Annotated in this window: 21 protein-coding genes; 10 read left to right on the forward strand and 11 right to left on the reverse strand. The window is 28.4% G+C overall.

The genetic code is table 11. The features are described 5' to 3' along the window. Window positions 1-91 precede the first annotated feature (91 nt). Window positions 92-895 carry an alpha-1,2-fucosyltransferase gene (locus KO506_RS01230; protein ID WP_215993089.1) on the forward strand — a complete coding sequence of 268 codons (804 nt, stop codon included), beginning with the start codon at window positions 92-94 and terminating at the stop codon, window positions 893-895. Then, window positions 880-1,641: a glycosyltransferase family 25 protein gene (locus KO506_RS01235; RefSeq protein WP_215993090.1), complete on the forward strand. Its 762-nt coding sequence runs from the start codon at window positions 880-882 to the stop codon at window positions 1,639-1,641. Before KO506_RS01230 ends, KO506_RS01235 begins: the two co-directional genes overlap by 16 nt. Window positions 1,642-1,644: 3 nt before the next feature. On the opposite strand, the gene KO506_RS01240 is transcribed toward KO506_RS01235, so the two are convergent. Both KO506_RS01240 and KO506_RS01245 read right to left on the reverse strand, forming a co-directional pair. Next, complete coding sequence (locus tag KO506_RS01240; protein ID WP_215993091.1) at window positions 1,645-2,394, reverse strand: glycosyltransferase family 2 protein; 750 nt, start codon at window positions 2,392-2,394, stop codon at window positions 1,645-1,647. A 13-nt stretch (window positions 2,395-2,407) separates the two neighbouring features. Beyond that, on the reverse strand, window positions 2,408-3,223 hold the full coding sequence (locus KO506_RS01245; RefSeq protein WP_215993092.1) for a 2,3,4,5-tetrahydropyridine-2,6-dicarboxylate N-succinyltransferase: 816 nt from the start codon (window positions 3,221-3,223) through the stop codon (window positions 2,408-2,410). A 187-nt stretch (window positions 3,224-3,410) separates the two neighbouring features. Here KO506_RS01245 and ruvX point away from each other — a divergent pair, with 187 nt between their 5' ends. The 4 genes from ruvX (at window position 3,411) to mazG (ending at window position 5,796) form a co-directional block, all read left to right on the forward strand. After that, window positions 3,411-3,821, forward strand: a complete 411-nt coding sequence (gene ruvX / locus KO506_RS01250; protein ID WP_215993093.1) for a Holliday junction resolvase RuvX — start codon at window positions 3,411-3,413, stop codon at window positions 3,819-3,821. Window positions 3,822-3,902: 81 nt separating this feature from the next. Next, window positions 3,903-4,493: a peptide deformylase gene (gene def / locus KO506_RS01255; protein WP_215993094.1), complete on the forward strand. Its 591-nt coding sequence runs from the start codon at window positions 3,903-3,905 to the stop codon at window positions 4,491-4,493. A 28-nt stretch (window positions 4,494-4,521) separates the two neighbouring features. After that, window positions 4,522-4,938: a DUF5606 family protein gene (locus KO506_RS01260; protein ID WP_215993095.1), complete on the forward strand. Its 417-nt coding sequence runs from the start codon at window positions 4,522-4,524 to the stop codon at window positions 4,936-4,938. A 78-nt stretch (window positions 4,939-5,016) separates the two neighbouring features. Further along, window positions 5,017-5,796, forward strand: coding sequence for a nucleoside triphosphate pyrophosphohydrolase (gene mazG / locus KO506_RS01265; RefSeq protein WP_215993096.1), 780 nt, complete (start codon window positions 5,017-5,019; stop codon window positions 5,794-5,796). Between the two features lie 3 nt (window positions 5,797-5,799). On the opposite strand, the gene KO506_RS01270 is transcribed toward mazG, so the two are convergent. The 3 genes from KO506_RS01270 to rpmH all read right to left on the reverse strand — a co-directional run bounded on the left by KO506_RS01270 (window position 5,800) and on the right by rpmH (window position 10,216). Beyond that, on the reverse strand, window positions 5,800-6,909 hold the full coding sequence (locus KO506_RS01270) for a lycopene cyclase family protein (RefSeq protein WP_215993097.1): 1,110 nt from the start codon (window positions 6,907-6,909) through the stop codon (window positions 5,800-5,802). 182 nt (window positions 6,910-7,091) lie between these two features. Then, a complete protein-coding gene (gene carB, locus KO506_RS01275) occupies window positions 7,092-9,947 on the reverse strand; it encodes a carbamoyl-phosphate synthase large subunit (protein ID WP_215993098.1) in 2,856 nt (951 codons plus the stop codon). 107 nt (window positions 9,948-10,054) lie between these two features. Further along, entirely contained in the window at window positions 10,055-10,216 is a 162-nt protein-coding gene (gene rpmH, locus KO506_RS01280; protein WP_026775082.1) for a 50S ribosomal protein L34, read from the reverse strand. 228 nt (window positions 10,217-10,444) lie between these two features. Between rpmH and KO506_RS01285 the strand changes: the two genes are divergently transcribed. Together KO506_RS01285 and yidC are read left to right on the forward strand one after the other, a co-directional pair. Continuing rightward, window positions 10,445-12,058 carry a CTP synthase gene (locus KO506_RS01285; RefSeq protein ID WP_215993099.1) on the forward strand — a complete coding sequence of 538 codons (1,614 nt, stop codon included), beginning with the start codon at window positions 10,445-10,447 and terminating at the stop codon, window positions 12,056-12,058. A 141-nt stretch (window positions 12,059-12,199) separates the two neighbouring features. After that, window positions 12,200-14,068 (forward strand): membrane protein insertase YidC, encoded by a 1,869-nt coding sequence (gene yidC, locus KO506_RS01290; RefSeq protein WP_215993100.1) that lies wholly within the window; start codon window positions 12,200-12,202, stop codon window positions 14,066-14,068. Between the two features lie 161 nt (window positions 14,069-14,229). Here yidC and KO506_RS01295 read toward each other — a convergent pair whose 3' ends face one another. Continuing rightward, window positions 14,230-15,231: an isoaspartyl peptidase/L-asparaginase family protein gene (locus tag KO506_RS01295; RefSeq protein WP_215993101.1), complete on the reverse strand. Its 1,002-nt coding sequence runs from the start codon at window positions 15,229-15,231 to the stop codon at window positions 14,230-14,232. A gap of 159 nt (window positions 15,232-15,390) precedes the next feature. Between KO506_RS01295 and KO506_RS01300 the strand changes: the two genes are divergently transcribed. Then, on the forward strand, window positions 15,391-18,177 hold the full coding sequence (locus KO506_RS01300; protein WP_215993102.1) for a M16 family metallopeptidase: 2,787 nt from the start codon (window positions 15,391-15,393) through the stop codon (window positions 18,175-18,177). 55 nt (window positions 18,178-18,232) lie between these two features. Here the strand turns inward: KO506_RS01300 and KO506_RS01305 are convergent, their stop codons facing one another. From KO506_RS01305 to recN, 4 genes are all read right to left on the reverse strand, one after another. Beyond that, entirely contained in the window at window positions 18,233-20,608 is a 2,376-nt protein-coding gene (locus tag KO506_RS01305) for a GumC family protein (protein WP_215993103.1), read from the reverse strand. 225 nt (window positions 20,609-20,833) lie between these two features. After that, window positions 20,834-21,784, reverse strand: coding sequence for a glycosyltransferase (locus tag KO506_RS01310; RefSeq protein ID WP_215993104.1), 951 nt, complete (start codon window positions 21,782-21,784; stop codon window positions 20,834-20,836). Between the two features lie 207 nt (window positions 21,785-21,991). Continuing rightward, window positions 21,992-22,798 (reverse strand): enoyl-ACP reductase FabI, encoded by an 807-nt coding sequence (locus KO506_RS01315; protein ID WP_215993105.1) that lies wholly within the window; start codon window positions 22,796-22,798, stop codon window positions 21,992-21,994. A gap of 148 nt (window positions 22,799-22,946) precedes the next feature. Continuing rightward, the gene (gene recN / locus KO506_RS01320; RefSeq protein ID WP_215993106.1) at window positions 22,947-24,602 is read right to left on the reverse strand and encodes a DNA repair protein RecN; all 1,656 of its coding nucleotides are present in this window, start codon (window positions 24,600-24,602) and stop codon (window positions 22,947-22,949) included. A 645-nt stretch (window positions 24,603-25,247) separates the two neighbouring features. Here recN and KO506_RS01325 point away from each other — a divergent pair. After that, window positions 25,248-25,481: a helix-turn-helix domain-containing protein gene (locus KO506_RS01325; protein ID WP_215993107.1), complete on the forward strand. Its 234-nt coding sequence runs from the start codon at window positions 25,248-25,250 to the stop codon at window positions 25,479-25,481. Window positions 25,482-25,520: 39 nt separating this feature from the next. On the opposite strand, the gene KO506_RS01330 is transcribed toward KO506_RS01325, so the two are convergent. Beyond that, on the reverse strand, window positions 25,521-25,994 hold the full coding sequence (locus tag KO506_RS01330; RefSeq protein ID WP_215993108.1) for a hypothetical protein: 474 nt from the start codon (window positions 25,992-25,994) through the stop codon (window positions 25,521-25,523). Window positions 25,995-26,019 lie beyond the last annotated feature (25 nt).

Here is a 26,019-nt window from a genome sequence, read left to right on the forward strand (position 1 = left end):
TTTTCTATCCTTTTAAACCGTAAATTGATAAAAGAATATCGTGATAACATTTGTACTTTTGTTTTCTTAAGATTTACGAAATTAATATTAAATGATTATTGTTAGAATTGTTGGTGGGTTAGGAAATCAAATGTTTCAATATGCATACGCAAAATCGCTTCAGCAAAAGGGTTTTGATGTACAGATTGATATTTCTAAATTTAAAACTTATAAATTACATGGTGGTTATCAACTTGATAAATACAATATTGATTTAGAAATTGCAGATACCTTTACTACTTTTCTAGGCAAAATAAAAATCAAAAAAAATGTAAGAGAGAAAAGTCTTTTGTTTGATGAAAATCTTTTTAGTTTAAATGGAAATGAATATGTTAAGGGATATTATCAAACAGAAAAATATTTTAAATACATAAGGTCAATTCTAATCAATCAATTTGTAATTCAACAAAAACTATCAGAAAGCACTTTAGTTTACGCAAATGAAATATTTAAATTTTCTAATTCATGTGCTGTTCATATTAGAAGAGGAGATTATATTTCTGATAAAAAAGCCAATAATATTCACGGAACTTGCGATTTAGATTATTATCATAAAGCAATTGACATCATCAAAGAAAAACATAAAAACGCTCATTTTTTTGTTTTTTCTGATGATATAGCTTGGACAAAAGAAAATCTTAATATTGAAAATTCAACTTACATAAACAATAAAACAATACCCCATGAAGATTTATATTTGATGAGTCTTTGTAAAAATAATATTACTGCAAATAGTAGTTTTTCTTGGTGGGGAGCTTGGTTGAACCAGAATGAAAATAAAACAGTTATTTCTCCTAAAAAATGGTTTAATGACAAAGAAAATGAAGTAGCTTGTAAAAAATGGATAAAATTATGATGTCTTATAAAGTATATTATATCAACTTAGATAAAAGTACTGAAAGACGTAATTTTATGGAAAATCAGTTTGCAAAATTGAAGATTCCAATTACAAGAATTTCTGCCACTTATGGTAAAGATTTAGATCTAGAAGTTCTAAAAAAAGAAAAAAAGAAACATAATATTTTAGCACATTTTCCTTATCCAAATGATGGTGAAATTGGTATTTGCTTAACGCATTTTAAATTATGGAAATTTCTGTCTCATCAACCTGAAGATTTTTCTATTGTTTTAGAAGATGATGCTCTAATTCAAAATGATTTTTTTAATGACTTAGAACAACTTTTATCAAAAATAACCATCAATGATTTTTTAGATATTTCTGGTAAAAAAGGATTTTATCCTTTAGAGAAAGACCATTTAGTAACCAAATTTTTAATGCCACCAGTTTTAATGATAGGGCAAATAATTGGTAAAAATACTGCAAAAAAACTTTCTAATAATTTAAGTGATTATTACGCTCCTATTGATGTAATGAAACAAGATGTTTACAAACATAAAGTGCCATTATTTTCTACAAATAAACAATACGTAATAAGTGTTGATAAAAAAATGGGAGGTAGTACTATTCAGCAAAATAATATGATTGCTTGGAAAAAAGTAATTCGTGAAATTGTAAGGCCTTTTTGGCAAATCTCTACACTTTTAACCTATAAGCTAAATAGATGTGTGAGAAATTACTTTTTTTACAAGTCTTATAAATAAAATTTATTTTACATTTCTGTTGTAAAGCCAAAGTTTTATATACCTAACATATACACCATACGCTTGGGCTTTAGCAAAAATAAAACCTTGAAAACCGTCCAAAAAACCAAATCTAATTACATAATGAATAACAAATCTTGCAGGAGGTTTAATCAAAAAATGATATAAATTTACTTTCTTACCATTATTAAAATACTCTTTACCTCTTAACTCCCCATAATGATTCATTTTTGAAATATAATGATCATAATTTTTGTAAGAATAATGTTCAATTTTATTTTTAAAAAAACCTAATTGCTCATTAGTCTTTATGGTTTCATGCACAACTCCTTCATATCTACATTCTTTTTTTAAAAACAAACGCACAACCTTGTCACTTTGACAACCACCATAATTAATATTTTTACCAGCAAAATAAAAACTTCTTCTCACATAAAAACCAACATAATCTTTTGGATCTATAACAGCTTTTAAAATTTCTTCTTCTACTTCTGGAGTAACTCTTTCATCAGCATCTAAAATATAAATCCAAGGATGCTTTGCTTGGTCAATAGCAAAGTTTTTTTGAGAAGAAAAATCATCAAACTTTCGTTTGATGATTTTTACATTATGTTTTTCAGCTAAAACTACTGTTTTATCTGAGCTATATGAATCAATTACAATAATTTCATCAGCAAAATGTACAGATTTTATAGCTGCTTCTATATGAATTTCTTCATTTAAAGTAGGAATAATAGCAGTAATCTTAGTCATAGAATTTTAATCTTTAAACAGCAACATCATACTCACGTAGAGCATCATTTAAAGAGGTTTTTTTATTGGTACTTTCTTTTCTTTTTCCAATTATTAAGGCACAAGGTACATTATATTCTCCTGCAGCAAATTTTTTGGTATAACTACCAGGAATTACAACAGATCTTGCAGGTACAACACCTTTTGTTTCAACTGGTTCATCACCAGTAACATCTATAATTTTAGTACTCATTGTTAACACAACATTAGCACCTAAAACAGCTTCTTTTTCTACTCTAACACCTTCTACAACAATGCATCTAGAACCAATAAAAGCGCCATCTTCTATAATTACAGGTGCAGCTTGTAATGGCTCTAAAACACCACCAATACCAACACCACCAGATAAATGTACATTTTTACCAATTTGCGCACAAGAACCCACTGTAGCCCAAGTATCAACCATAGTACCTTCATCTACATACGCACCAATATTTACATAACTAGGCATTAAAATTGTACCTGGAGAAATGTAAGCTCCATGTCTTGCAACTGCATTTGGCACTACTCTAATGCCTCTTTCTGCAAAGTTTTTCTTTAATGGAATTTTATCATGATATTCGAAAATACCAGCTTCTAAAGTTTCCATTTTTTGAATAGGGAAATATAAAACTACTGCTTTTTTCACCCATTCATTTACTTGCCATCCACCTTCTATTGGTTCAGCAACTCTTAATTCTCCTTTATCTAATAAATCAACAACTTTTCTTATTGTATTAATCGTGTTTTCTTCTTTTAATAAATCACGGTTTTCCCAAGCTGTTTCTATAATTTTTCTAATATTTTCCATCTTAATAAATTAATTTTAGCAAATATAATTTGATTGCTAAAAAACTAAGCGAATATACGTTTTTTAAACAGATATAATTGGTTTGTTTAAAATACAAAACTCACTTTATTTTAACTTATTGATTTTATTTGCATTAATCTATATTATTAAAAGTTTAAACTTTATTTTTGCAAAAAAAGTATATAATTTGGGAAGAATTTTAGCCATCGATTATGGAAAAGTAAGAATAGGAATTGCAGTTACAGATCAATTACAAATCATTGCATCTGGTTTAACTACTGTAAATACATCTGAGGTTTTTACTTTTTTAAAAGACTATATATCAAAAGAAAAAGTAGATCTTTTTTTAGTAGGCAAACCCAAACAAATGAATAATTCTGATAGCGAAAGTGAAGTTTTAATACTTCCTTTTATAGAGAAATTATCTAAGGAAATCCCTAAAATTCCTATAAAAAGAGTTGATGAACGTTTTACTTCTAAAATGGCCTTTCAAACAATGATTGATGGTGGTTTAAAGAAAAAGCAACGTAAAAACAAAGCTCTGGTTGATGAAATAAGCGCAACAATTATATTACAATCGTACTTATACAATCAATAATTATTAAGATGAATTTATGAATGTAAAATTTGGGATTACGAATTTCTAAATTGTACTTTTGCAAACTATAAAAAACACAAAATGATTTTACCAATTGTAGCTTATGGAGACCCAGTTCTTCGTAAAGAATGCACAGAAATAACTGCTGATTATCCTAATTTAAAGGAATTAATTAGCAATATGAAAGAGACAATGTATAATGCTTCTGGTGTTGGTTTAGCTGCACCCCAAATTGGCAAAGCCATTCGTTTATTTATTATTGATGCTTCTCCTTTTGCTGAAGACGAAGATTTAAGTGATGAAGATAGAGCTGTTTTAAAAACCTTTAATAAGGTATTTATAAACGCTCAAATTTTAGAAGAAGAAGGTGATGAATGGGCTTTTAATGAAGGTTGTTTAAGTATACCAGACGTTCGTCAAGATGTTTATAGACAACCTAAAGTTACTATAGAATATCAAGATGAAGACTTTAAAAAACATACAGAAGTTTTAGACGGATTAGCTGCAAGAGTTTTTCAGCACGAATACGATCATATAGAAGGTGTTTTATTCACAGACAAGTTATCATCACTTAAAAAAAGATTGATAAAAAAGAAATTAGAAAATATTTCTAAAGGGAAAATAAATGCAGATTACAGAATGCGTTTCCCAAATTTAAAAAAAGGTAAATAGTCTTAAAACAAAGACAAAAAATATACAAATGGAGTTTAGTAAAATTATATCAGTTACTGGTAAACCAGGATTATTTCAAGTAATATCTCAATCTAAAAATGCAATTATTGCAGAAAACTTAACAGACAATAAACGTTTGGCAATAAACGCTACACAAAACGTAAGTTTGTTAGAAAATATTGCAATTTACACTTACGAAGAAGATATGCCATTGTTAGATGTTTTTAAAGCGATATCAGAAAAAACAGAAGGTAAAAAAGCAATATCTCACAAAGAAAGTGGCAACAAATTATCAGCATTTTTTGCTGAAGTTTTACCAAATTACGATGATGAAAGAGTGTACACTTCTAACATTAAAAAAGTAATTCAGTGGTTTAATTTATTAATAGACGCTGGTTTTGATTTTTCTAAAACAGAAGAAACTGCTTCTAACGAAGAAGAATAAATCTATTTTAATATTAAAATAGATTCGCTTTAGTATTTTTACTGCTTATGCTTTGCAAATTGGCAACTTTATAAAACTATGAATTCTAGAAAAGAACAACTTGCTGCATTTAATCGTCTGTTAGATATTATGGACGAGCTTCGTGAAAAATGTCCTTGGGATAAAAAACAAACTTTAGAAAGTTTACGTCATTTAACCATAGAAGAAACTTACGAATTAGCAGATGCTATTCTTGATAATGACTTGCCTGAAATAAAAAAAGAATTAGGTGATGTTCTATTACACATTGTTTTTTACGCCAAAATTGGTAGCGAAAAAAAAGCTTTTGATATTGCTGACGTTGCCAATGCAATTTCTGATAAATTAATAGACAGACATCCTCATATTTATGGGGATGTAAAAGTTGACAATGAAGAAGATGTTAAACGAAATTGGGAGCAACTAAAATTAAAAGAAGGAAATAATTCTGTTTTAGAAGGTGTTCCCAAAAGTTTACCTGCAGTTGTAAAAGCCAATAGAATTCAAGATAAAGTTGCTGGAGTTGGTTTTGATTGGGAAAAACCTGAGCAAGTTTGGGAAAAAGTTCAAGAAGAACTTACAGAATTAAATGACGAGATTAAAGCTGGGCACAAAGAAAACATCGAAAAAGAATTTGGAGATGTTTTATTTTCTATGATTAATTACGCTCGTTTTATTGATGTAAATCCTGAAAATGCATTAGAAAAAACAAATAAAAAGTTTATTAATCGTTTTCAATACTTAGAAAAAGCAGCCAAAAAAGACGGCAAAAATCTTTCTGATATGTCTTTAAGTGAAATGGATGTATATTGGAATGAAAGTAAAAAGTATTTTTCTTAAAATCTACACTTCATTTTCTAAACCATACTCGCCAGATAAAGATCTAACACATCTTTCATCACTAATAAATTTAGAAATAAATAAAGTATAATCCATTAACAAATTGTTTTGAGAATATTTAACAAAACGATTTTGTGCTCTTTTAGAACGTTGGTAATTTAACAGGAATCTATTTTTCCAAGCTGTTTCGTAATCTTTTAAAATATCAATATTATTTTCTTCTAAAGCTTTATTTATGGCTTTACTAGCCATAATTGTAGCTTCGAAAATAAACTTATAACCTTCGCCTACAATTGGGTTTACTTGTGAAACACAATCTCCAACACATACCAAATTATTAATAACAAATTTATCTAAAACTGGTGTTATTGGTATGCTACCACCTTCAACCAAATCATTATCTTTTTCTACTAATTTTTTAATTTTTGGGAATTCTAAAATTTTATGTAAACGGTTTTTTAAATCTTTCACAATCTCATCATCAAAAGAGCCAAAACCAATAATTGCTCTTTTATTTTTTAAAGGGAAAATCCAACCATAACCTCCTTGATACTCTTTACCCATTAATAAATGCAAATCAGTTTTGTTGCCTTTATACGCAACATTATATTCAACACCTGTAGCTAGCTCAGTTTTTTTAGCTATTAACCCAACTTTTTTACTAATAATTCCATTTGTACCAGAAGCATCAACAAAAATAGTTCCTAAATACTCATTTTTATTTTTATCAACTACAGACAAAAAATTACAATTATCATCTTTATTAATGTTCTTAATATTTACTCCTGTTAAAAAGGTTACGTAATTTTCATCTACACTACTTATTATTTCTTTGTGTACTTTTTTCTTATCTAAGACGTATAAATCTGTTTTAAGTTTTCTGGTAACGTTTTTAGAATGAAAGCAAATAGTCTTAATATCTTGAGCAACAACATCTTTAGAAAGTTCAAATTTTTCTAAATTGATAAAACTACCAAGTGTGTTAAAAGAGAATTCTAAAAGATTTTTTTTACGATCTAAGACTAAAGTTTTCTTTTTTAGTTTACCTAATTCTCTTGCTAAAAGGATACCTGCAGTACCAGCACCAACTATAACAACATCAAACTTTTTCATTATTTTATTTTATGATTGCAAATTAGTTTTATTTTTATTAGTCTCAAAAAAATGAGTTCAATTTTAATTAATTGTAAGTTAATTTTTTATTTATTAGCTAAATAAAACTTAGTATTTATCCAAATAAAAAAGCATCCAAATTAAATTTGGATGCTTTTTTAAAATATCAAAAATAGAAAACTCTATTTATTCAAATACATTTTACGTCTTGAATATAAATCGTAAAAGTCATCATCTTTTAAACTATCAATAAATAAAATACTTTCTCCAGTCGATTTCATTTCTGGACCTAGTTTTTTATTTACATTCGGAAACTTATTGAAAGAAAAAACTGGTTGCTTAATAGCATAACCTTCTAATTGAGGGTTAAAACTAAAGTCTGTAACTTTATTATGACCTAACATTACTTTTGTAGCGTAATTTACATAAGGCTCTTTGTAGGCTTTTGCAATAAAAGGCACAGTTCTAGAAGCTCTTGGGTTTGCTTCAATAATATAAACAATATCATCTTTAATAGCAAACTGAATATTAATTAAACCTACAGTTTTTAATTCAGTTGCAATTGTATTGGTATGATCTATAATTTGTTGCATTACCAAATCTCCTAAATTAAAGGCTGGTAAAGTTGCATTAGAATCTCCTGAATGAATTCCACAAGGTTCTATATGCTCCATAATACCAATAATGTACACATTACCATCTGCATCACAAATTGCATCTGCCTCTGCTTCTATTGCGCCATCTAAATAATGATCTAACAACAATTTATTATTTGGCATTCTACCCAGTAAATCAACTACATGCTCTACTAATTCTTCTTTGTTGATTACAATTTTCATTCCTTGACCACCTAATACATAAGAAGGTCTTACCAAAATAGGGAAATTTAATTCATCAGCTAAAGTTAAAGCTTCATCTGCAGTTTCTGCAATTCCGAATTCTGGATAAGGAATTTTATTGTCTTTTAACATAGACGAGAATCTTCCTCTATCTTCAGCAATATCTAAAGCTTCAAAAGAAGTTCCTATAATTTTAATTCCATATTTAGTTAACTTTTCAGCTAATTTTAAAGCAGTTTGTCCTCCTAACTGAACAATAACTCCTTCTGGTTTTTCATGACGAATAATGTCATAAATATGTTCCCAAAAAACTGGCTCGAAATATAATTTATCAGCCGTATCAAAATCCGTAGAAACTGTTTCAGGATTACAGTTAATCATAATTGTTTCATAACCACATTCTGCAGCAGCTAAAACTCCGTGAACACAACAATAATCAAATTCAATTCCTTGCCCAATTCTGTTTGGTCCAGAACCTAAAACTATAATTTTCTTTTTATCTGTAACTATACTTTCGTTAGCAATAGTAATTTCTCCATTAGGAGTTTCAATCTCATTTTCAAAAGTTGAATAATAGTAAGGAGTTTTTGCTTTAAATTCAGCAGCACAAGTATCTACTAATTTAAAAACACGCTGTACTTTTAATTCGTCTCTTTTGTTATAAACTTCGCTCTCTAAACAATCTAGCATATGTGCTATTTGTCTATCTCCATAACCTTTTTGTTTAGCTTCTAATAATAAATCTCTATTAATAGTATCTATAGAATATTTAGAGATTTCTTTCTGTAATTGAAACAACTCTTCATATTGCTTTAGATACCACATATCAATTTTTGTGATAGCATATATTTTTGATAATGGAATTCCCATTGCAATTGCATCATAGATTGCAAAAACACGGTCCCAACTTGCATTGGTTAATTTATCTATAATTTGATTATAATCTGTATAACCTTTACCATCTGCACCTAATCCGTTTCTTTTAATTTCTAAAGATTGAGTTGCTTTGTGCAGTGCCTCTTGAAAAGAACGACCAATACCCATTACTTCTCCAACAGCTTTCATTTGTAAACCTAAAGTTCTGTCAGAACCTTCAAATTTATCAAAATTCCAACGAGGTATTTTTACAATTACATAATCTAAAGTAGGCTCAAATAAAGCAGATGTAGATTTTGTAATTCCGTTTTCTAACTCATCTAATGAATAACCAATAGCTAATTTTGTAGCTACTTTTGCAATTGGATAACCTGTTGCTTTACTAGCTAAAGCTGATGAACGAGATACACGTGGATTAATTTCAATAGCAATAATATCTTCTTTTTCATCAGGAGAAACTGCAAATTGCACATTACAACCACCTTCAAAATCTCCAATAGAACGCATCATATGTATAGCCATATCACGCATTTTTTGATAAGTTTTATCAGAAAGTGTCATTGCAGGAGCTACTGTAATAGAATCTCCTGTATGAATACCCATAGGATCCATATTTTCTATAGAACAAATAATAACTACGTTATCATTTTTATCTCTCAATAATTCTAATTCGTACTCTTTCCAACCCATCATTGCTTTATCAATCATCACCTCATGAATTGGTGATGCTTCTAAACCTCTGCTTAATAATTCGTCGAAATCTTTAGAGTCATAAACAATAGATGCACCTGCACCTCCTAAAGTATAAGAAGAACGTATTACTAAAGGAAAACCAAACTCTTGTGCTATTTCTTTACCTTTTAAGAATGATGTTGCAGTTTCTTGAGGTGCCATTGGCACACCAATTTTTATCATTAATTCTCGAAACTGCTCTCTATCTTCAGTAACATTAATTGCATCAATATCAACCCCTATTAATTTTACATTAAAATCTTCCCAAATTCCTTTATCATCTGCCTCAATACATAAATTTAATGCTGTTTGACCACCCATTGTTGGTAAAACTGCATCAATTTGCGGATGCTCTTTTAAAATTTGAATAATTGATTTTGTTGTAAGTGGCAACAAATATATATGATCAGCCATAGAAGGGTCTGTCATAATTGTTGCTGGGTTTGAGTTAATTAAGATAGTTTCTATACCATCTTCTCTTAATGAACGTAAAGATTGTGATCCTGAATAATCGAATTCACAGGCCTGACCAATAACAATTGGGCCTGAACCAATAATTAAAATGGATTTAAGGTCTTCTCTTTTTGGCATTGTAAGTAATTGTGTTTATTAGTTTTACAAAAATAAGTAGTGCTTGGGTATAAAAAAAGGTGTTACTTAAAAAAGTAACACCTTATATATTAACAATTGTTAATCATTTATTTTTTATGTCTAGTTTCAGATGAAACAGAAATTTTCTTTCTTCCTTTTGCTCTTCTACGAGCTAATACCTTTCTACCATTAGCAGAAGCCATTCTCTCCATGAAACCATGTTTGTTTCTTCTCTTTCTCTTTGATGGTTGATACGTTCTTTTCGGCATTATATGTATTTTTAAAAGTCTTCTTTATTATTTTTTTTTGCTTATCAATTTTTATCTTGCTAAAAGCGTGTGCAAATATACAACTGTTTTTATTTTTGACAAATAGTATTTGAAAAAAAATTAAAATATTTTTCAGAACTACAAAAATAGGCATTTTTAGAATGTTTTTATCTTTTTTATTGTTGATAATATTTAGAGTTACTACTTTTGTACAAACCTAAAGTAACCATGCACAATACTAAATACGTTTTTGTAACAGGAGGCGTAACATCTTCACTAGGAAAAGGAATTATTGCAGCTTCATTAGCTAAATTATTGCAAGAAAGAGGCTTTTCTGTAACTATCCAAAAATTAGACCCTTATATTAATATAGACCCAGGAACATTAAATCCGTACGAACATGGAGAATGTTATGTAACTGATGATGGAGCTGAAACCGATTTAGATCTAGGTCATTATGAGCGATATTTAAATATACCTACAAGTCAGGCTAATAACGTAACTACTGGTAGAATCTATCAATCTGTCATCAACAAAGAAAGAAAAGGAGACTTTTTAGGAAAAACAGTACAAGTTATTCCTCATATTACTGATGAAATTAAACACAGAATCCAACTTTTAGGAGAAACTGGTGATTACGATATTGTAATTACAGAAATTGGTGGAACTGTAGGTGATATAGAGTCTTTACCATATGTTGAGTCTGTTAGACAAATGTTATGGGAAAAAGGAGAAGAAAATGCCATAGTTATTCACTTAACTTTAGTGCCTTATCTTGCAGCTGCAGGTGAGTTAAAAACAAAACCTACACAACACTCTGTTAAAATGTTAATGCAAAGTGGGGTTAGCCCAGATATTTTAGTGTGTAGAACTGAGCACGATATTTCTGATGACATCAAAAGAAAACTAGCATTATTTTGTAATGTTAAAAAAGAAGATGTTATACAATCTATAGATGCAGAAACCATTTACGATGTTCCTAACTTAATGTTAGAAGAAGGTTTAGATACTGTAGTTTTAAAGAAATTACATTTAGAATCTAAAAAAGAACCTAAATTAGAAACTTGGAACAACTTTTTACAAAAGCACAAAAACCCAACTTCTGAAGTAGAAATTGCTTTAATTGGTAAATATATTGAGTTACAAGATTCTTATAAATCAATTACAGAAGCATTTATTCATGCAGGTTCATCTAACGAAACAAAAGTAAAAGTTCGTTGGATACATTCAGAAAGCTTAACCATAGAAAATTACGAAGAATTATTAAAAGGCGTAAACGGAGTTTTAGTTGCTCCTGGTTTTGGAGATCGTGGAATTGATGGTAAAATTAAAGCTGTACAATATGCAAGAGAAAATAATATTCCTTTTTTCGGAATTTGTTTAGGAATGCAAATGGCAGTGATTGAGTTTTCTAAAAATGTTTTAGGTTTAGTTGATGCTTTTTCTACAGAAATGAAAAAGAATTGTAAAAACCCTGTTATTAATTTAATGGAAAGCCAAGAAGATGTTACTGAAAAAGGTGGTACAATGCGTTTAGGTGCTTGGGACTGTAATCTTTTAGAAGGATCTAAGGCTTACAATGCATATCAAACAGAAAAAATTAGTGAGCGTCATAGACATCGTTATGAATTTAATAACGACTATAAAGATCAAATTGAATTAAAAGGAATGAAAGCAACTGGTATTAATCCAAAAACGGGCTTAGTAGAAGTTGTTGAAGTTACCAATCATCCTTGGTTTGTTGGGGTTCAATATCATCCAGAATATAAAAGTACGGTTCTAAAACCTCATCCTTTATTTGTAGATTTTATTAAAGCTGCTTTAAAACAATCTAAATCATAATTTCGGAATACTAATTGAACTACTAATAAGTATATAATTTAAAGCATAAAAATCAACCTAAAATCTGCTTTTTAACTACATTTGTCGCGATTTTCTCAAGAGATTTTCTTGAGTTAATGACAAATTGACATTAATTTACATATGGAACAAAAAAAATTCGATTATAATTCTTTTATAGGAATGATTCTTCTTGGTGCAATAATGCTTTGGTATTTAAACACCAACAAACCAGAAGATATTGAGCAAAAATCTACACCAGATGTAGAAGAAACTACAGTTAATACACCAACAACAGCCAAAACTGCATCACCAAGTTTCGCTAACGATTCTTTAAAACAAGTTGCCTTAACGAATAAATTAGGTGCTTTTGCTCAAAGTGCAATTAATGGTACAGAAGGTACAACAGAAATTGAAAATAGTCTTGTAAAATTAACTATTGATAATAAAGGTGGACAGATTGTAAAAGCCTTAATTAAGAATTATAAAACGCACGATTCTCTTCCTTTATATATGATTAATGATAATAACTCGTCATTTAACATCAATTTTGGAACAACAGACAACAGAATTTTAAATACTAAAGATTTATTTTTTGAACCGGCTTTAACTAAAAACGGAGAAAACTCAGTTTTATCGATGAAACTTAAAGTTTCTGATTCTCAGTTTTTAGAATATAGATATGAAATAAAACCTAAAAAATATATGGTTGATTTTTCTATTCGCTCTCAAGGTTTAAGTTCGGTAATTAACTCTTCTAATCCTATTAATTTAGATTGGTCTTTAAAAGGGTATAGACACGAAAAAAGTATAAAAACAGAGAATACTATGTATTCTAATTTATATTATAAATCTGAAGAAGATGTAGATAATGTAAGTGCTGGTAATACTGAAGTTATTAATGATGTAGATTGGGTTGCTTATAAACAGCACTTTTTTACATCTAATTTATTAACAGATACACCTTTTGAAAATGCAACTGTAACTTCTAAAGACTTAGTAGAAAATGAAGAAATTGATACTGTTTTTACTAAAAGTTTTGCATTAAAAACACCATTAGCTTTAGCTGGTGGAGAGTTAAATTATAATATGAAATGGTTTTATGGACCAAGTGATTATAATTTATTAAAATCTTATGAAGGAACTGATTTGGATGAAACTGCAGATTTAGGTTGGGGAATTTTTGGTTTTTTAAATAGAACCGTTTTCTATCCTGTATTTAATTTCTTACAAGGCTTTTTATCAAACTACGGATTAATTATCATTTTAATGACGATTGTTGTAAGAATTATAATGTCTCCTTTAGTTTATAAATCATATTTATCAAGTGCAAAAATGAAGGTAATTAGACCTGAATTAACTGCCTTAAACGAAAAATATCCAGGGAAAGAAAATGCTATGAAGCGTCAGCAAGAAACAATGGCAATACAACGTAAAGCAGGTGTTAGTATGCTTTCTGGTTGTATTCCTGCATTATTACAAATGCCAGTATTCTTTGCTTTATTTAAATTTTTTCCTACAAACTTAGCTTTAAGACAAGAAAGCTTTTTGTGGGCACCAGATTTATCTTCTTATGATATTATTTTTAAACTTCCGTTTTCTGTTCCTTTTTATGGAGATCATGTAAGTTTATTCCCAATTTTGGCTTCAGTAGCTATTTTCTTTTATATGAAAATGAACCAAAGTCAACAAGCAAATATGCAAGCACCTACACAAGAAGGTATGCCAGATATGAGTAAGATGATGAAGTATATGATTTACTTCTCTCCTATTATGATGTTATTTTTCTTTAACAATTATGCAAGTTCATTAAGTTTATATTACTTTATTTCTAACTTACTAACAATTACAATTATGTTAGTAATTAAGAATTATGTGATAGATGAAGATAAAATTCACGCACAAATTGAAGAAAATAAAAAACGTCCTGAAAAGAAGAAAAGTAAATTCAGACAACGTATTGATGATGCTATGAAACAAGCTCAAGAGCAACAAGCAAGACAAAAAAAATAAAAAGGTAGCCTTTAGATAATTTTTAAAACCCAAAACTAAATCAGTTTTGGGTTTCTTTTTTTATATAAAATTTAATATTAGTTTCAATTCCTTAAATAAGCATCAAATATTAAAAAAGGTATTACAATCTAAATGACAAAATATTAAAGTACCACCAAAAATTAATCTTTATTATAAAAATCAGATTTAATATTTTTATTCTCTTTTTTTTGATAAAGGTTATAGCTAAACCATTCGTGAATTGAATAAGCACCAGTTTCTCCTTGTTTATTTACAGCAATATAACCTACCTGAAAATTTTTATAATTACTATTGGGTTTACTAACAATTCTAGCAATAGCTTCTTCACAAGCTTCTTGTGGCGATTTTCCTTGACGCATTAATTCTACAATTAAAAAACTACCCACGGTTTTTAAAACTTCTTCTCCTAAACCTGTTGCAGCTGCACCTCCAATTTCATTATCAACAAAAAGTCCACCTCCAATAATAGGAGAATCTCCTACTCTACCTGCCATTTTATAAGCCAATCCACTTGTGGTACAAGCTCCAGAAATATTTCCTTTTTTATCAATGGCTAACATTCCTATTGTATCGTGATTTTCTATATTGATAATCGGTTTGTATTCAGATTTCACTTTCCATTCTTCCCAAGCTTTTTTGCTAGCTTCTGTCAATAAATTTTCTCTTTTAAACCCTTTAGTTACTGCAAATTGTTCTGCTCCATCACCCACTAACATAACGTGTGGAGTATCTTCCATTACTTTTCTAGCTACAGAAATTACATGCTTTATATTTTTTACTCCTAAAACTGATCCGTAATTCCCTTTATCATCCATAATACAAGCATCTAAAGTTACATTACCATCTCTATCTGGCAAACCTCCTTTACCTACAGACTGATTTTTTATATCTGCTTCTTCAATTCTACAACCTTGCTCAACTGCATCTAAAGCAGAACTACCTTTTTCTAAAAGTGCAGCAGCAGTATTAACAGCCAAAGGAGTTCTCCAAGTTGCAATTACCAAAGGTTTAATTGATATTTTATTAGGTAAAAGACCTTTCTTTACTTTATTAGAATTTGCTTTACTGATTAATGATGATGACATTGTAACCAAACTTAAACCAGTAACTGATGCTTTTTTTATAAACTTTCTTCTTTCCATTATTTAATTTCTAATCAATTTTAGTTTTAAAACCTAACCAAAAGTTAAGATAAAGATAAATAAAAATTAATTCTCTTAAAATTGAACTAAAAACTTAGTTTAATTAATTTTAAGTCTTTATCTTAGCTTCAATAACAAATTTAAAACCCATAAACTTCTATGAAAAGAGTACTATTTACTTTATTATTATCTGTTTTTACAACATTTTTATACGCACAAAAATTAGAAAAAAAAATACCTATTGATGAAAGTGTTAAAATTGGTAAACTTTCTAACGGATTAACTTATTACATTAAAAACAATGGCAAACCAGCTAATAAAGTAGAACTTCGTTTAGCAATTAATGCTGGTTCTATTTTAGAAGATAAAGATCAATTAGGTGTAGCCCATTTTATGGAGCACATGAATTTTAATGGAACAAAAAACTTTAAAAAGAATGAATTAATAGATTATTTACAATCTATTGGAGTAAAATTTGGAGCAGATTTAAATGCATACACAGGTTTTGACCAAACTGTATACATTTTACCTATACCTAGTGATGATGAAGCCAAACTAGACAAAGGGTTTCAAATTATAAGAGATTGGGCTGGAAGCGCACTATTAGAAGATAAAGATATTGATGATGAACGTGGTGTAGTTCTAGAAGAGTATAGATCTAGACGTGGTGCAGATAGTAGAATGATGGAAAAATATTTACCAAAATTAATGTACGGCTCTAAATATGCAGACAGGTTACCAATTGGAACTGAAGAAAGCATTAAAAACTTTTCTTACGAAAGTATCAGACGTTTTCAAAAAGACTGGTACAGACCAGATTTAATGGCAGTTATTGCTGTTGGTGATGTAGATGTTGCTCAACTAGAAAATAAAATTCAAAAATATTTTAGTGATATTCAAATTTCAGAAAACCCAAGAAAAAGAGAATCTTTCTCTGTAAAAAATCACGAAGAAACATTTATATCTATAGAATCTGATAAAGAATCTCCCTTTTCTAGAGTACAATTAATGTATAAGGATTATGAGGATACTAAACCAACAGAAACTATTGTAGCTTTTAGAAAATCGATAGTAGAATCTTTATTTTCTCAAATGTTAAATAATCGCTTAGATGAGTTAAGAAATGGAGAAAACCCTCCTTTTATTTTTGGTTTCAGTTATCATGGAGGTACTTATGCAAGAAACAGAGAAGCATATCAATCTGTTGCAAACACAAGTTCAGAAGGTCAATTAAAAGGTCTTGAAGCTTTATTAGAAGAAAGTGAGCGTGCAAAACGTTTTGGTTTTACAAAAGGAGAATTAGAAAGAGCCAAAAAAAATGTTTTATCTCGTTTAGAGAAATCATATAATGATCGAGATAAAAATGAATCAGGAAGAATTGTAGGTGCTTATGTAAATCACTTTTTAGATAAAAGCCCTATTCCAGGTATAGCTTGGACTTTTGAAATGAATAAAAAATTATTACCTACAATACAGCTTAAGGAAGTAAATGAAGTTATAAAAAGCTTTATTCACGATGATAATAGAGTTATCATAATTACTGGTCCTAAACAAGTTGTAACTGAGCAACAAGTTTTAGATGCCTTAAATAATGTAAAAACTAAAGAGTTAAAACCTTATGAGGATAAAGAAGTAGCAGCTTCTTTAATTACTGAAACCCCTAAAATGGGTAAAATTGTAGGTACTAACAAAAACGACAAGTTAGGTACAAAAACATTTGTTTTAGAAAATGGTGCAAAGATTACTTACAAAAAAACAGATTTTAAAAACGATGAAATTTTATTTACAGCCTATAGCTATGGGGGTACTTCTTTATACACTGATGAGGAATTAAAAGCAACATCTTTTGCAAATGCTGCATTAACTGATGCTGGTGTAAATGGTTATTCAAAGTCTGATTTAAGAAAAATGATGTCTGGTAAAATTGCTAATGCTAGGCCTTATATTAGTGGTTTAAGCGAAGGATTTAATGGTTCTGCTTCTCCAAAAAATTTGGAAGAACTTTTTCAATTAATACATTTATACTTTACTTCTTTAAATAAAGATGATAAAGCTTTTAAATCTTCTATTAACAAAAACAAGAGTTTTTTAGGTAATTTATTAGCGAGTCCAAATTTCTTTTTCCAAAAAGAAATGTCAGACTTTATGAATAAAGGTAATACTAGATATACTGGTTTTCCTTCTGAAGAAAAATACGATGCAGCAGATTACGATTTAGCTTATGCAAAATACAAAGAGCGTTTTGCTGATGCAGGAGATTTTAATTTCTATTTTGTTGGTAATATCGATGAACGCAAATTAGCAGAATATGCAATGAAATATATTGCAAGTTTACCTGGTAAAGATTCTAAAGAGACTTATAAAGTAAATGATTTTAGACCTCTAAAAGGTTCTCATACCAAAATCGTAGAAAAAGGAAAAGACCCCAAAAGTAATGTAAGAATAACTTATCTAGGAGAAACAACCTATAATCCAAAAGAAGCTTTAGCTTTTAAAAGTTTAGGTGAAATTGTTGGTATAAAGCTAACAGAAAAATTACGTGAAGAAGAAGGTGGTGTATATTCTTCTAGAACTAGTGGTAGTATTTCAAAATTACCATATGGTAAATATAATTTTTCGATATCTTTTCCTTGTGCTCCAGAAAATGTAGATAAACTAAAAAGTATTGCTATTGCGCAAGTTGCAGACATGGCTAAAAATGGTCCTTCTGAAGAAGATCTAATGAAAACCAAAAAAGCGCAAATTTTAGATCATAAAGAAAATGTAAAGAGAAATAGATATTGGTTAAACTTAATTAAAAATATCGATTATATGAAAAATGAGGCTTCAGAGGTCACTACTTTTGAAGAAAGAGTAAACGCTTTAACTAAAGAAGATATTAAAATGGTAGCAAAAAAATATTTAACAAATGGTTATATTTTAGGAATATTAAATCCAGAGAAATAACAGTCAAATATTTTTTAAATAAAAAGCTCTCAAGAAATTGGGAGCTTTTTTAATTTTATAATCCTAAAAATCTCTTATACCAAGTTTTTTTATCTTGCTCAACATAACCATACCCATAGCCATAACCTTTATTTGTATCAGTATCATTTAAAACAATTGCCATATTAGGTAGTTTTTTTTCTTTATATAATGTTTGTGGAACTATTAACATTCTCCTATCAATATAATTTGCCCTAGCAACATATAAAACAACATCCGCCATTTCAGCAATTAACATGGTGTCAGTAACCAAGCTTACTGGAGCCGTGTCTGCAATTATATAGTCATAATCATTTTTAACAGTACTAAGAATTTCTTCCACTCGTGGATTTAATAATAATTCAGAAGGATTTGGAGGGATTACCCCAGATGCTATAAAATCTACATTTTTAATCTGCGGAACATTAAACTTAATATCATCTAGATTAATTTTTTCATCTAAAATATAATTAGTTACTCCTTTATGGTCTTTAACATCAAGATATTCTGTGATTTTAGGAGCTCTTAAATCTAAACCGATTAATAAAACTTTCTTATTTGTTAAGGCTAAAGATGCCGCTAAGTTTAATGAAACAAATGATTTCCCTTCTCCACTAATAGTTGAAGTTACAAATATAACTTTACCCTTAGTGTCAGTATTAGATTTTGGTAAAATAAAATTTAAATTTGTCCTTAATATTCTAAAAGCTTCAGCTGAACTGGTTCTTGTTTCATTTTTAACGATTATCTTTTCAATAACTTCTGTGTGGGGAATATCTCCTAAATATGGAATATTTAAATTAGCCTCTATATCTTTTCTATTGTGTATTTTGTTATCTAGACTACTTCTTATATAAATTAAGATAAATGGAATAAGTAGTCCTGCTCCCAATGATAATAAATATATATTTTTATTATTAGGTGATACTGGAGATCCTGAACTAAATGCTACGTCAATAATTTTAGCATTTGGAACTGTAATTGCTAAAGATATGGCTGTTTCTTCTTTTTTCTTTAGAAGATAAGAATATAATTCCGAATAGATTAGCTTTTGCCTATATGTATCTACTATCCCTCTCTCTATTTCAGGAATACTAGCAACTTTAGATTGATTTTTCCTATTTTGAATATTTGTATTATTTAATCTAATTTCCACTGATTTTTTTAAATTTTTCAAATTAGACCTTAAGTTTTGTTTTAATCCTTTTATTCGATTGTTTAATTCAAGGATAATCGGATTTTTTTCTCCAGAAAACCTTAATATTTTTTTTCTTTGTAGAAGCAACTTATTAATTTCACCTATACTTTTAGAAATATTTTGATCATCAAAACCAAGATTAACAGGAAGAATTTCATTTTTAACCAATAAATTGTTAAGTTGACCCTCAGCCCAATTAATTATACTTAACTGTGTAATTAATTTATCTTTAGTCCCTATATTTTCTGTGATGGTTTCTAATACAATTTGATTTTCTATTGGGTTACCAGAAATACCATTTTCAATCTTATAAGTTTTTAAACTATCTTGAATTAAAGCCAATCTACCACCTAGCTTTTCTAATCTTGCCTCAAGGAAGGCTAACGTTTTTCTTGAAATAATATTTTTGTCAATTATTGCATCATGATTATATTGCTTTATTAATTCATCTAATATGTTTTCTGCTTTAAATTTATTATGATCCACAACTTGTAAATGTAGAATACTAGAAAAATCACTCATAGGAGTAATCATAATTTTTGAGGCATATGAGCTAATTACACTTTTACGAGATTTAATAACAACTAAAACATTATTAGTTAAAATTGAATTTTCATTTTTTATAATTTTAAAATTTCCTAATTCTTTACTTCGTATAATCTCTTTGAATCTAGAATGCTTTAAAGTATCTCCATCTATGTTTTTTAATACTAACTCATTATTTGGTAATACACTTACTGTAAAAGATGTGTCTTTCGAATAATGTAAAGCTTCTTTATTTTTATTTACAAATTCTAGCTTTATGGCACTATTTTTATAAGATTCAACATTACTTATATCTGCATTTTTAAAATAACTAATATTTAAGTTTAATGAGTCTACCATTTTACCGATAATCTTTCTCGATTTAATAATAAAAATCTCATTTTCTGGGTTATTTGTAGAACTACTCCCAACAATCCCTAAGTCAGAAAAAGCTTTAAACTCTTCAGAAATACCACTTTTTAAATTGTCTTTAATCATGATATAAGCTGATGCACTATATTGCTTTGGAGTATATTTTAAATATAAAAAGCCCAAAAGGAATGTCAAACAAAGACCAATTAAGAACCAGCTCCAATGAATTAAATACTTTTTAATTTCATCTCTAATATCTATATTATCAGCCTTTTCTATAAATAAATAATCATCAGGCTCATTGAATTCTTTTGTCATAATTTTTTTGTTGGGAAAAATCTAATCTACTATTATATGAATTTTATTTGTTACAAGAAGCATTATGATTATGATTATGAACAATCGAAGTTATAAAATTAGTCCACTTCATCATTATTATATATTTTGTTCATATTCAATTTAATAACCAAAGATATTATTCATTCCTTTATTGTAAAAGAAAAACACAGTTTTTATAATATAAATTAATAGAATATTTTTAATTTATTTACGCATAAACTGACTTTGCAAAAAACCAAAACCATATCCTAAAAACTGAGTAAGAGAAGTTATGATACTTAACACAGCAACTGATAATCCATTTTTAAAAAGTGAATCGAAAAATAATGCTAAAAAATATAGATAATAACAACTGAATAAAGTTAAATAACCAAAAAATGCCAATAAAATACTTAGAGTAAAACCAATAATAAATATGCTAGGAAACCAATAAGTTATTTTTGCTGTTGATGGATATTTCTGATTTAAAATTGGTCTTGCAGTTCCGAAACCAAAAGTTTGTTTAAAAAATTGTGGTATTGTACTTCTGCGTTTGTGATATACAAAAGCGGTTGCAATCAATTGAGTTTCAAAATTATTTTTCCATAGTTTAAAGGTTAAATCTATATCTTCTCCGTTTTTCATTTTAGAAAAACCTTGCGTTTTTTCAAATGCTTTTTTTGATAAACCAAAATTAAAACTCCTTGGCTGAAATTTACCCACAGCTTTTTTCTTACCACGAATTCCTCCAGTAGTTAAAACAGCAGTCATGGAATAATTAATGGCTTTTTGTAAAACTGTAAAATTTTTATGTGCTGCATCTGGACCTCCAAAAGCATCTGTATAATTGGTTTGTAGCATTTTTGCTACTTCTGATAAATATTGTTCTGGTACAATTACATCTGAATCTAAAATGATAAAATAATTACCTGAAGCTTTTTGCATTCCGAAATTTCGGCTTGCTCCTGCTCCACTGTTTTCTTTAAAAAAGTATTTTAAATTTATTTTTGATTTGTACTTCTCTACAATTTGATCACTTTTTTCTGATGAACCATCTTCTATTATTAAAACCTCAAAAGCTTCTGAATACGTTTGTTGTGTTAAACTTTCTAATAACTCGTCTATTTCTTTTGGACGGTTATAAACGGGTACGATTATAGAGAAAAAAAAATGCAAATTTTTTAGGTTTCAGTGTCGCAAAATTAAAATACTTTACAACGATATTGTAAATGTAAAAAAACATAAAATGCAAACCTAAATAGATTTGCATTTTATGTTTTTCTAAAAGTAGGCAAACAAGTTTAGCCCAGATTGAAGTGGCATCCTTTTTTTGTTTTTTCAAAAAAAGATATAACGTAAAGCTGGAAATAGCTTCTAAAAATATTACTCAAACTTTTCCATAACAGGATCACTTACTCCCATATTAGAGAATCCACCATCGTGAAATAAGTTCTGCATTGTTACTTTTTTAGTTAAATCTGAGAACATAGAAATTGTATAATCTGCACATTCTAAAGCAGATGCATTACCTAAAGGACTCATTTTCTCTGCGTATTCTATAAAACCATCAAAACCTTTTACTCCACTACCAGCTGTTGTTGGTGTTGGCGATTGAGAAATTGTGTTTACACGAACTTTATGATCTCTACCAAAAAAGTAACCAAAACTACGTGCAATACTCTCTAAATAAGCTTTGTTGTCTGCCATATCATTATAATCTGGAAAAACTCTTTGTGCAGCCATATAGGTTAATGCTACAATAGAACCCCAATCAGACATTGCTTTTTTGTTGTATAAAACATTCATTACTTTATGAAAAGAAAGTGCTGAAATGTCCCAACCTTTTGCTGTAAAATCGTAATTTGAATCTGTATAATGTATTTTTTTTCTTACGTTTACAGACATACCTATAGAGTGTAAAACGAAGTCGATTTTACCTCCTAAAATTTCCATAGATTGTTCTACTAAAGCTGTTATATCTTCTAAAGAAGTTGCGTCTGCAGCAATTACTTGCGAACCTGTTTTTTCTGCAAGCGCATTTAATTGCCCCATTCTTAAAGCAATTGGTGCGTTTGTTAATACAAATTCTGCACCTTCTTCATGCGCTCTTTCTGCTACTTTCCAAGCAATAGATTGCTCGTTTAAAGCACCAAATATAATTCCTTTTTTTCCTTTTAATAAGTTGTACATAATACTAGTTATAGGCTTCTTTGTTTTTAATATTTTTTTAAACTATAATGAAAAGAAGCGATTTAGATTTGTTAATTTAATTGTGCAAATATATCTATTACTTGCTTTTATTAAAACATAAGTTGTTCAAAAAATTCGTTAAGAATTTTTATAAATTTAAAAGTTCTTTTGCGTGTGTTAAGGCTGAATCAGAAATATCTTTACCACTTAACATTTCTGCAATTTCTTTAATTCTTTCTTCTGTAGTTAATTGCTTTAAATTGGTAGTTGTAACACCTTTTACTTCTTTTTTAAATACCTTATAATGGTTTTTTCCTTGCGATGCTATTTGTGGTAAATGTGTTATTGCAATTACTTGCATGTGTTTGCCCATTTGCTGCATAATTGCTGCAATCTTATTTGAGACTTCACCTGAAACTCCTGTATCTATTTCATCGAAAATAATGGTTGGTAATTGTGTGTTTTCTGATAAAACTTTCTTTACAGATAACATTATTCTTGATAACTCTCCACCAGAAGCTACTTTTTTAAGTTCGCCAAAACTACCTCCTTTATTAGCAGAAAATAAAAATTCTAATTCGTCTTTTCCGTTAGAAAAATAGTTTTTAGTTGGGTTAATCTTAATAGAAAATCTTGCGTTTTCCATACCTAATTCTGATAATAAATACTGTAATTCTTTGGTTAATTTAGGTATTGAAGCAACTCTACTTTTTGTAATTAAACCCGCTAATTTATCTAATTTACCAGCAACATCATCAATCTCTTTTTGTTTGTTATTGATGGTTTCTTCTGCATTTTCTACTTGACTTACTTTTTCTGATAAATCTTCTAAAACATTGATTAATTCTTTATTTGTAGAAACTGTATGCTTTTTCTGCAAATTGTAAATCAATTGTAAACGATCGTTTAATTCTTCTATTTCATTCGGATTAAAATCGACGTTTTCATTAGCATTTTCTAATTCTGCAACAACATCATCAATTTCTATTTTTACTGATGTTACTCTTTCTGATAATTCTTGATAATCTTTAGAAAAAGAAGCGATTTTTAACAAGCGATTTTCTAGCGTATTTAATAAGTTTTGGATACCTATTTCTTCATTTACAGAAATTTCTAAAGCTTCTGATAAATTTAATTTTATATCTTCAATATTATTTAACTTCTCTAATTTTTCTTCTAATTCTTCTTGTTCATCAACTTTTAAATTGGCTTCTTCTAATTCATTAAACAAATGCAAATTATATTCGTATTGCTGATTTGCTTCTTTTTGAACAGCTTCTAATTCTTGTAGTTCTTTTTTTAGTTGATTAAGTTTTGCATAACCTCTTTTGTAAGAAGCAATTTTCTCTTTGTTCTTTGCTAAAGCATCTAAAATAGAAAACTGAAAACTGTTGTCTGATAATTGCAAAGTTTGATGCTGCGAATGCACATCTATTAACTTTGTTCTTAATTCGTTTAAAACGGATAAACGAACTGGTGTGTCATTTACAAAAGCACGAGATTTACCTGAAGGCAAAATTTCTCTTCTAATAATAGTTTCAGATTCGTAATCTAAATCTACTTCATTAAAAAAATCGTTTAAATTATAATTCGCAATATCTAACCTGGCTTCTACAACACATTTTTTAGAAGTATCTTTTAAAGAAGATAAATCTGCTCTATTACCCAAAACTAAACCTAATGCCCCCAACAAAATGGATTTTCCAGCACCAGTTTCACCAGTAATTATAGATAAACCAGAAGAAAAATCAATAGCTAATTGATTGATTAAAGCGTAGTTATTTATGGAAAGTTGTGTGAGCAAGTTCTCTTAATTTTAAACAATAAAATTAGTGAAATTTTAAAGAATACTAAACTAGTTTTTTCTAATAATCATTGTAAAAATTTGGTTAGTTTATTTGGGGCTTGTAGGTTATTAAAAAAAGTAATAATTCTACCTTCTTTGTAGCTATTTGGTAGTATAAAGTAATTTGTTTTAGAATTTCTACCTTATGAATAGTTTTATCTTTTTCCAATTTTTTAAAAGTTTCTGGACTTAATTTTATAATTGTGGTGATATCAGAAACTTTAGTTATAAAATTAATTACTTGTTTTTCTGACCAATGCGTTTCTAAATAATCAATATTTGTAAATATGTACTTATTTATTGATAAACAAAAAAAGAGTGAAATAAAATTCACTCCTTAAAATAATTATAAAATCAATTCAAAATATAATATATTTTAGAAAATCAAAGTTTTAATCAGAACATTTAAGAAGGTCTAACATAGCAATGATACTGTAAATTTAAAACAGAAAAACTATTTTGTCAATATCAAAAAAATTATAAATTATAAGTTTATCAAATCCCCATTTATAGGGAGGTTTCTCCCCATATATGGGGAGAAAAAGAATTTACCTTCTATAGAGATTGCACAATTCGGTTTATCTTATTAAATTAGAAACAAAAATGGAAGAAAAATTAATTGCTATTAGAAAGAAAATAAAATTTGCTCGCTTAAAAAAAGAATACTCTCAATATTATATGGGCTGTAGATTAAGTACAAGTCAAATTGCTTATCATAATCTAGAAAACGGAAAAAGCAATATTAAAATAGATACGTTGTTAAAAATAGCAACTATTTTAGAAGTGGATGTAAAAGACTTTTTTGATTTTGAAGAATTAAAGAAAAAGGGAAGTTGATAAATAATCTCTCTCTTGTAGAGATAAACTAAACAAAAATTAAGACTTAAGCCTCATCTTATTATTTCTTAATATTAGAAAACAAATACCTATTAGTATTACAGAAACGATTGCAGCTATAATCGTTTTTTGATAACTTATTGGAATTAGTACTTGATTTTTAGAATGGAAGTAATACGTAAAAGGGTATTCTTTGGGTAGAAAAATAGATAAATACATTTTCTTATCAATATAATCCATGAGGTTGGCCATAAAAAAACCAAAAACTGAAAATTTTAGATATTTTATCCCTAAGAAATACATTAATACTAGAGACCATAAATAAACAGCAACTTCAATGAATAGCATTTCTTGTATAGTTTTATAAGGAGATTCACCTATGAAGTCTAAAACATAATGAGAAGCAAAAGCAAGTATTCCACCAATAATAAAAGTTTTCTTTTCGCTTTTAGTAATTATATAGGTTGCTGTTATTATAGCAATACCTATTGCTCCATGTGTGCTTGCATGCATTTTCTATTTTTATAAAATTTTGATA

Source organism: Polaribacter vadi (assembly GCF_018861005.1).
GTDB classification, from domain to species: Bacteria; Bacteroidota; Bacteroidia; order Flavobacteriales; family Flavobacteriaceae; genus Polaribacter; species Polaribacter vadi_A.

Coding starts and splice junctions, on each gene's coding strand:
- KO506_RS01230 (WP_215993089.1), top strand. CDS start 92: ATGATTATTGTTAGAATTGTTGGTGGGTTAGGAAATCAAATGTTTCAA.
- KO506_RS01235 (WP_215993090.1), top strand. CDS start 880: ATGGATAAAATTATGATGTCTTATAAAGTATATTATATCAACTTAGAT.
- KO506_RS01240 (WP_215993091.1), bottom strand. CDS start 2,394: ATGACTAAGATTACTGCTATTATTCCTACTTTAAATGAAGAAATTCAT.
- KO506_RS01245 (WP_215993092.1), bottom strand. CDS start 3,223: ATGGAAAATATTAGAAAAATTATAGAAACAGCTTGGGAAAACCGTGAT.
- def (WP_215993094.1), top strand. CDS start 3,903: ATGATTTTACCAATTGTAGCTTATGGAGACCCAGTTCTTCGTAAAGAA.
- KO506_RS01260 (WP_215993095.1), top strand. CDS start 4,522: ATGGAGTTTAGTAAAATTATATCAGTTACTGGTAAACCAGGATTATTT.
- mazG (WP_215993096.1), top strand. CDS start 5,017: ATGAATTCTAGAAAAGAACAACTTGCTGCATTTAATCGTCTGTTAGAT.
- KO506_RS01270 (WP_215993097.1), bottom strand. CDS start 6,909: ATGAAAAAGTTTGATGTTGTTATAGTTGGTGCTGGTACTGCAGGTATC.
- carB (WP_215993098.1), bottom strand. CDS start 9,947: ATGCCAAAAAGAGAAGACCTTAAATCCATTTTAATTATTGGTTCAGGC.
- rpmH (WP_026775082.1), bottom strand. CDS start 10,216: ATGCCGAAAAGAACGTATCAACCATCAAAGAGAAAGAGAAGAAACAAA.
- KO506_RS01285 (WP_215993099.1), top strand. CDS start 10,445: ATGCACAATACTAAATACGTTTTTGTAACAGGAGGCGTAACATCTTCA.
- yidC (WP_215993100.1), top strand. CDS start 12,200: ATGGAACAAAAAAAATTCGATTATAATTCTTTTATAGGAATGATTCTT.
- KO506_RS01295 (WP_215993101.1), bottom strand. CDS start 15,231: ATGGAAAGAAGAAAGTTTATAAAAAAAGCATCAGTTACTGGTTTAAGT.
- KO506_RS01300 (WP_215993102.1), top strand. CDS start 15,391: ATGAAAAGAGTACTATTTACTTTATTATTATCTGTTTTTACAACATTT.
- KO506_RS01305 (WP_215993103.1), bottom strand. CDS start 20,608: ATGACAAAAGAATTCAATGAGCCTGATGATTATTTATTTATAGAAAAG.
- KO506_RS01315 (WP_215993105.1), bottom strand. CDS start 22,798: ATGTACAACTTATTAAAAGGAAAAAAAGGAATTATATTTGGTGCTTTA.
- KO506_RS01325 (WP_215993107.1), top strand. CDS start 25,248: ATGGAAGAAAAATTAATTGCTATTAGAAAGAAAATAAAATTTGCTCGC.
- KO506_RS01330 (WP_215993108.1), bottom strand. CDS start 25,994: ATGCATGCAAGCACACATGGAGCAATAGGTATTGCTATAATAACAGCA.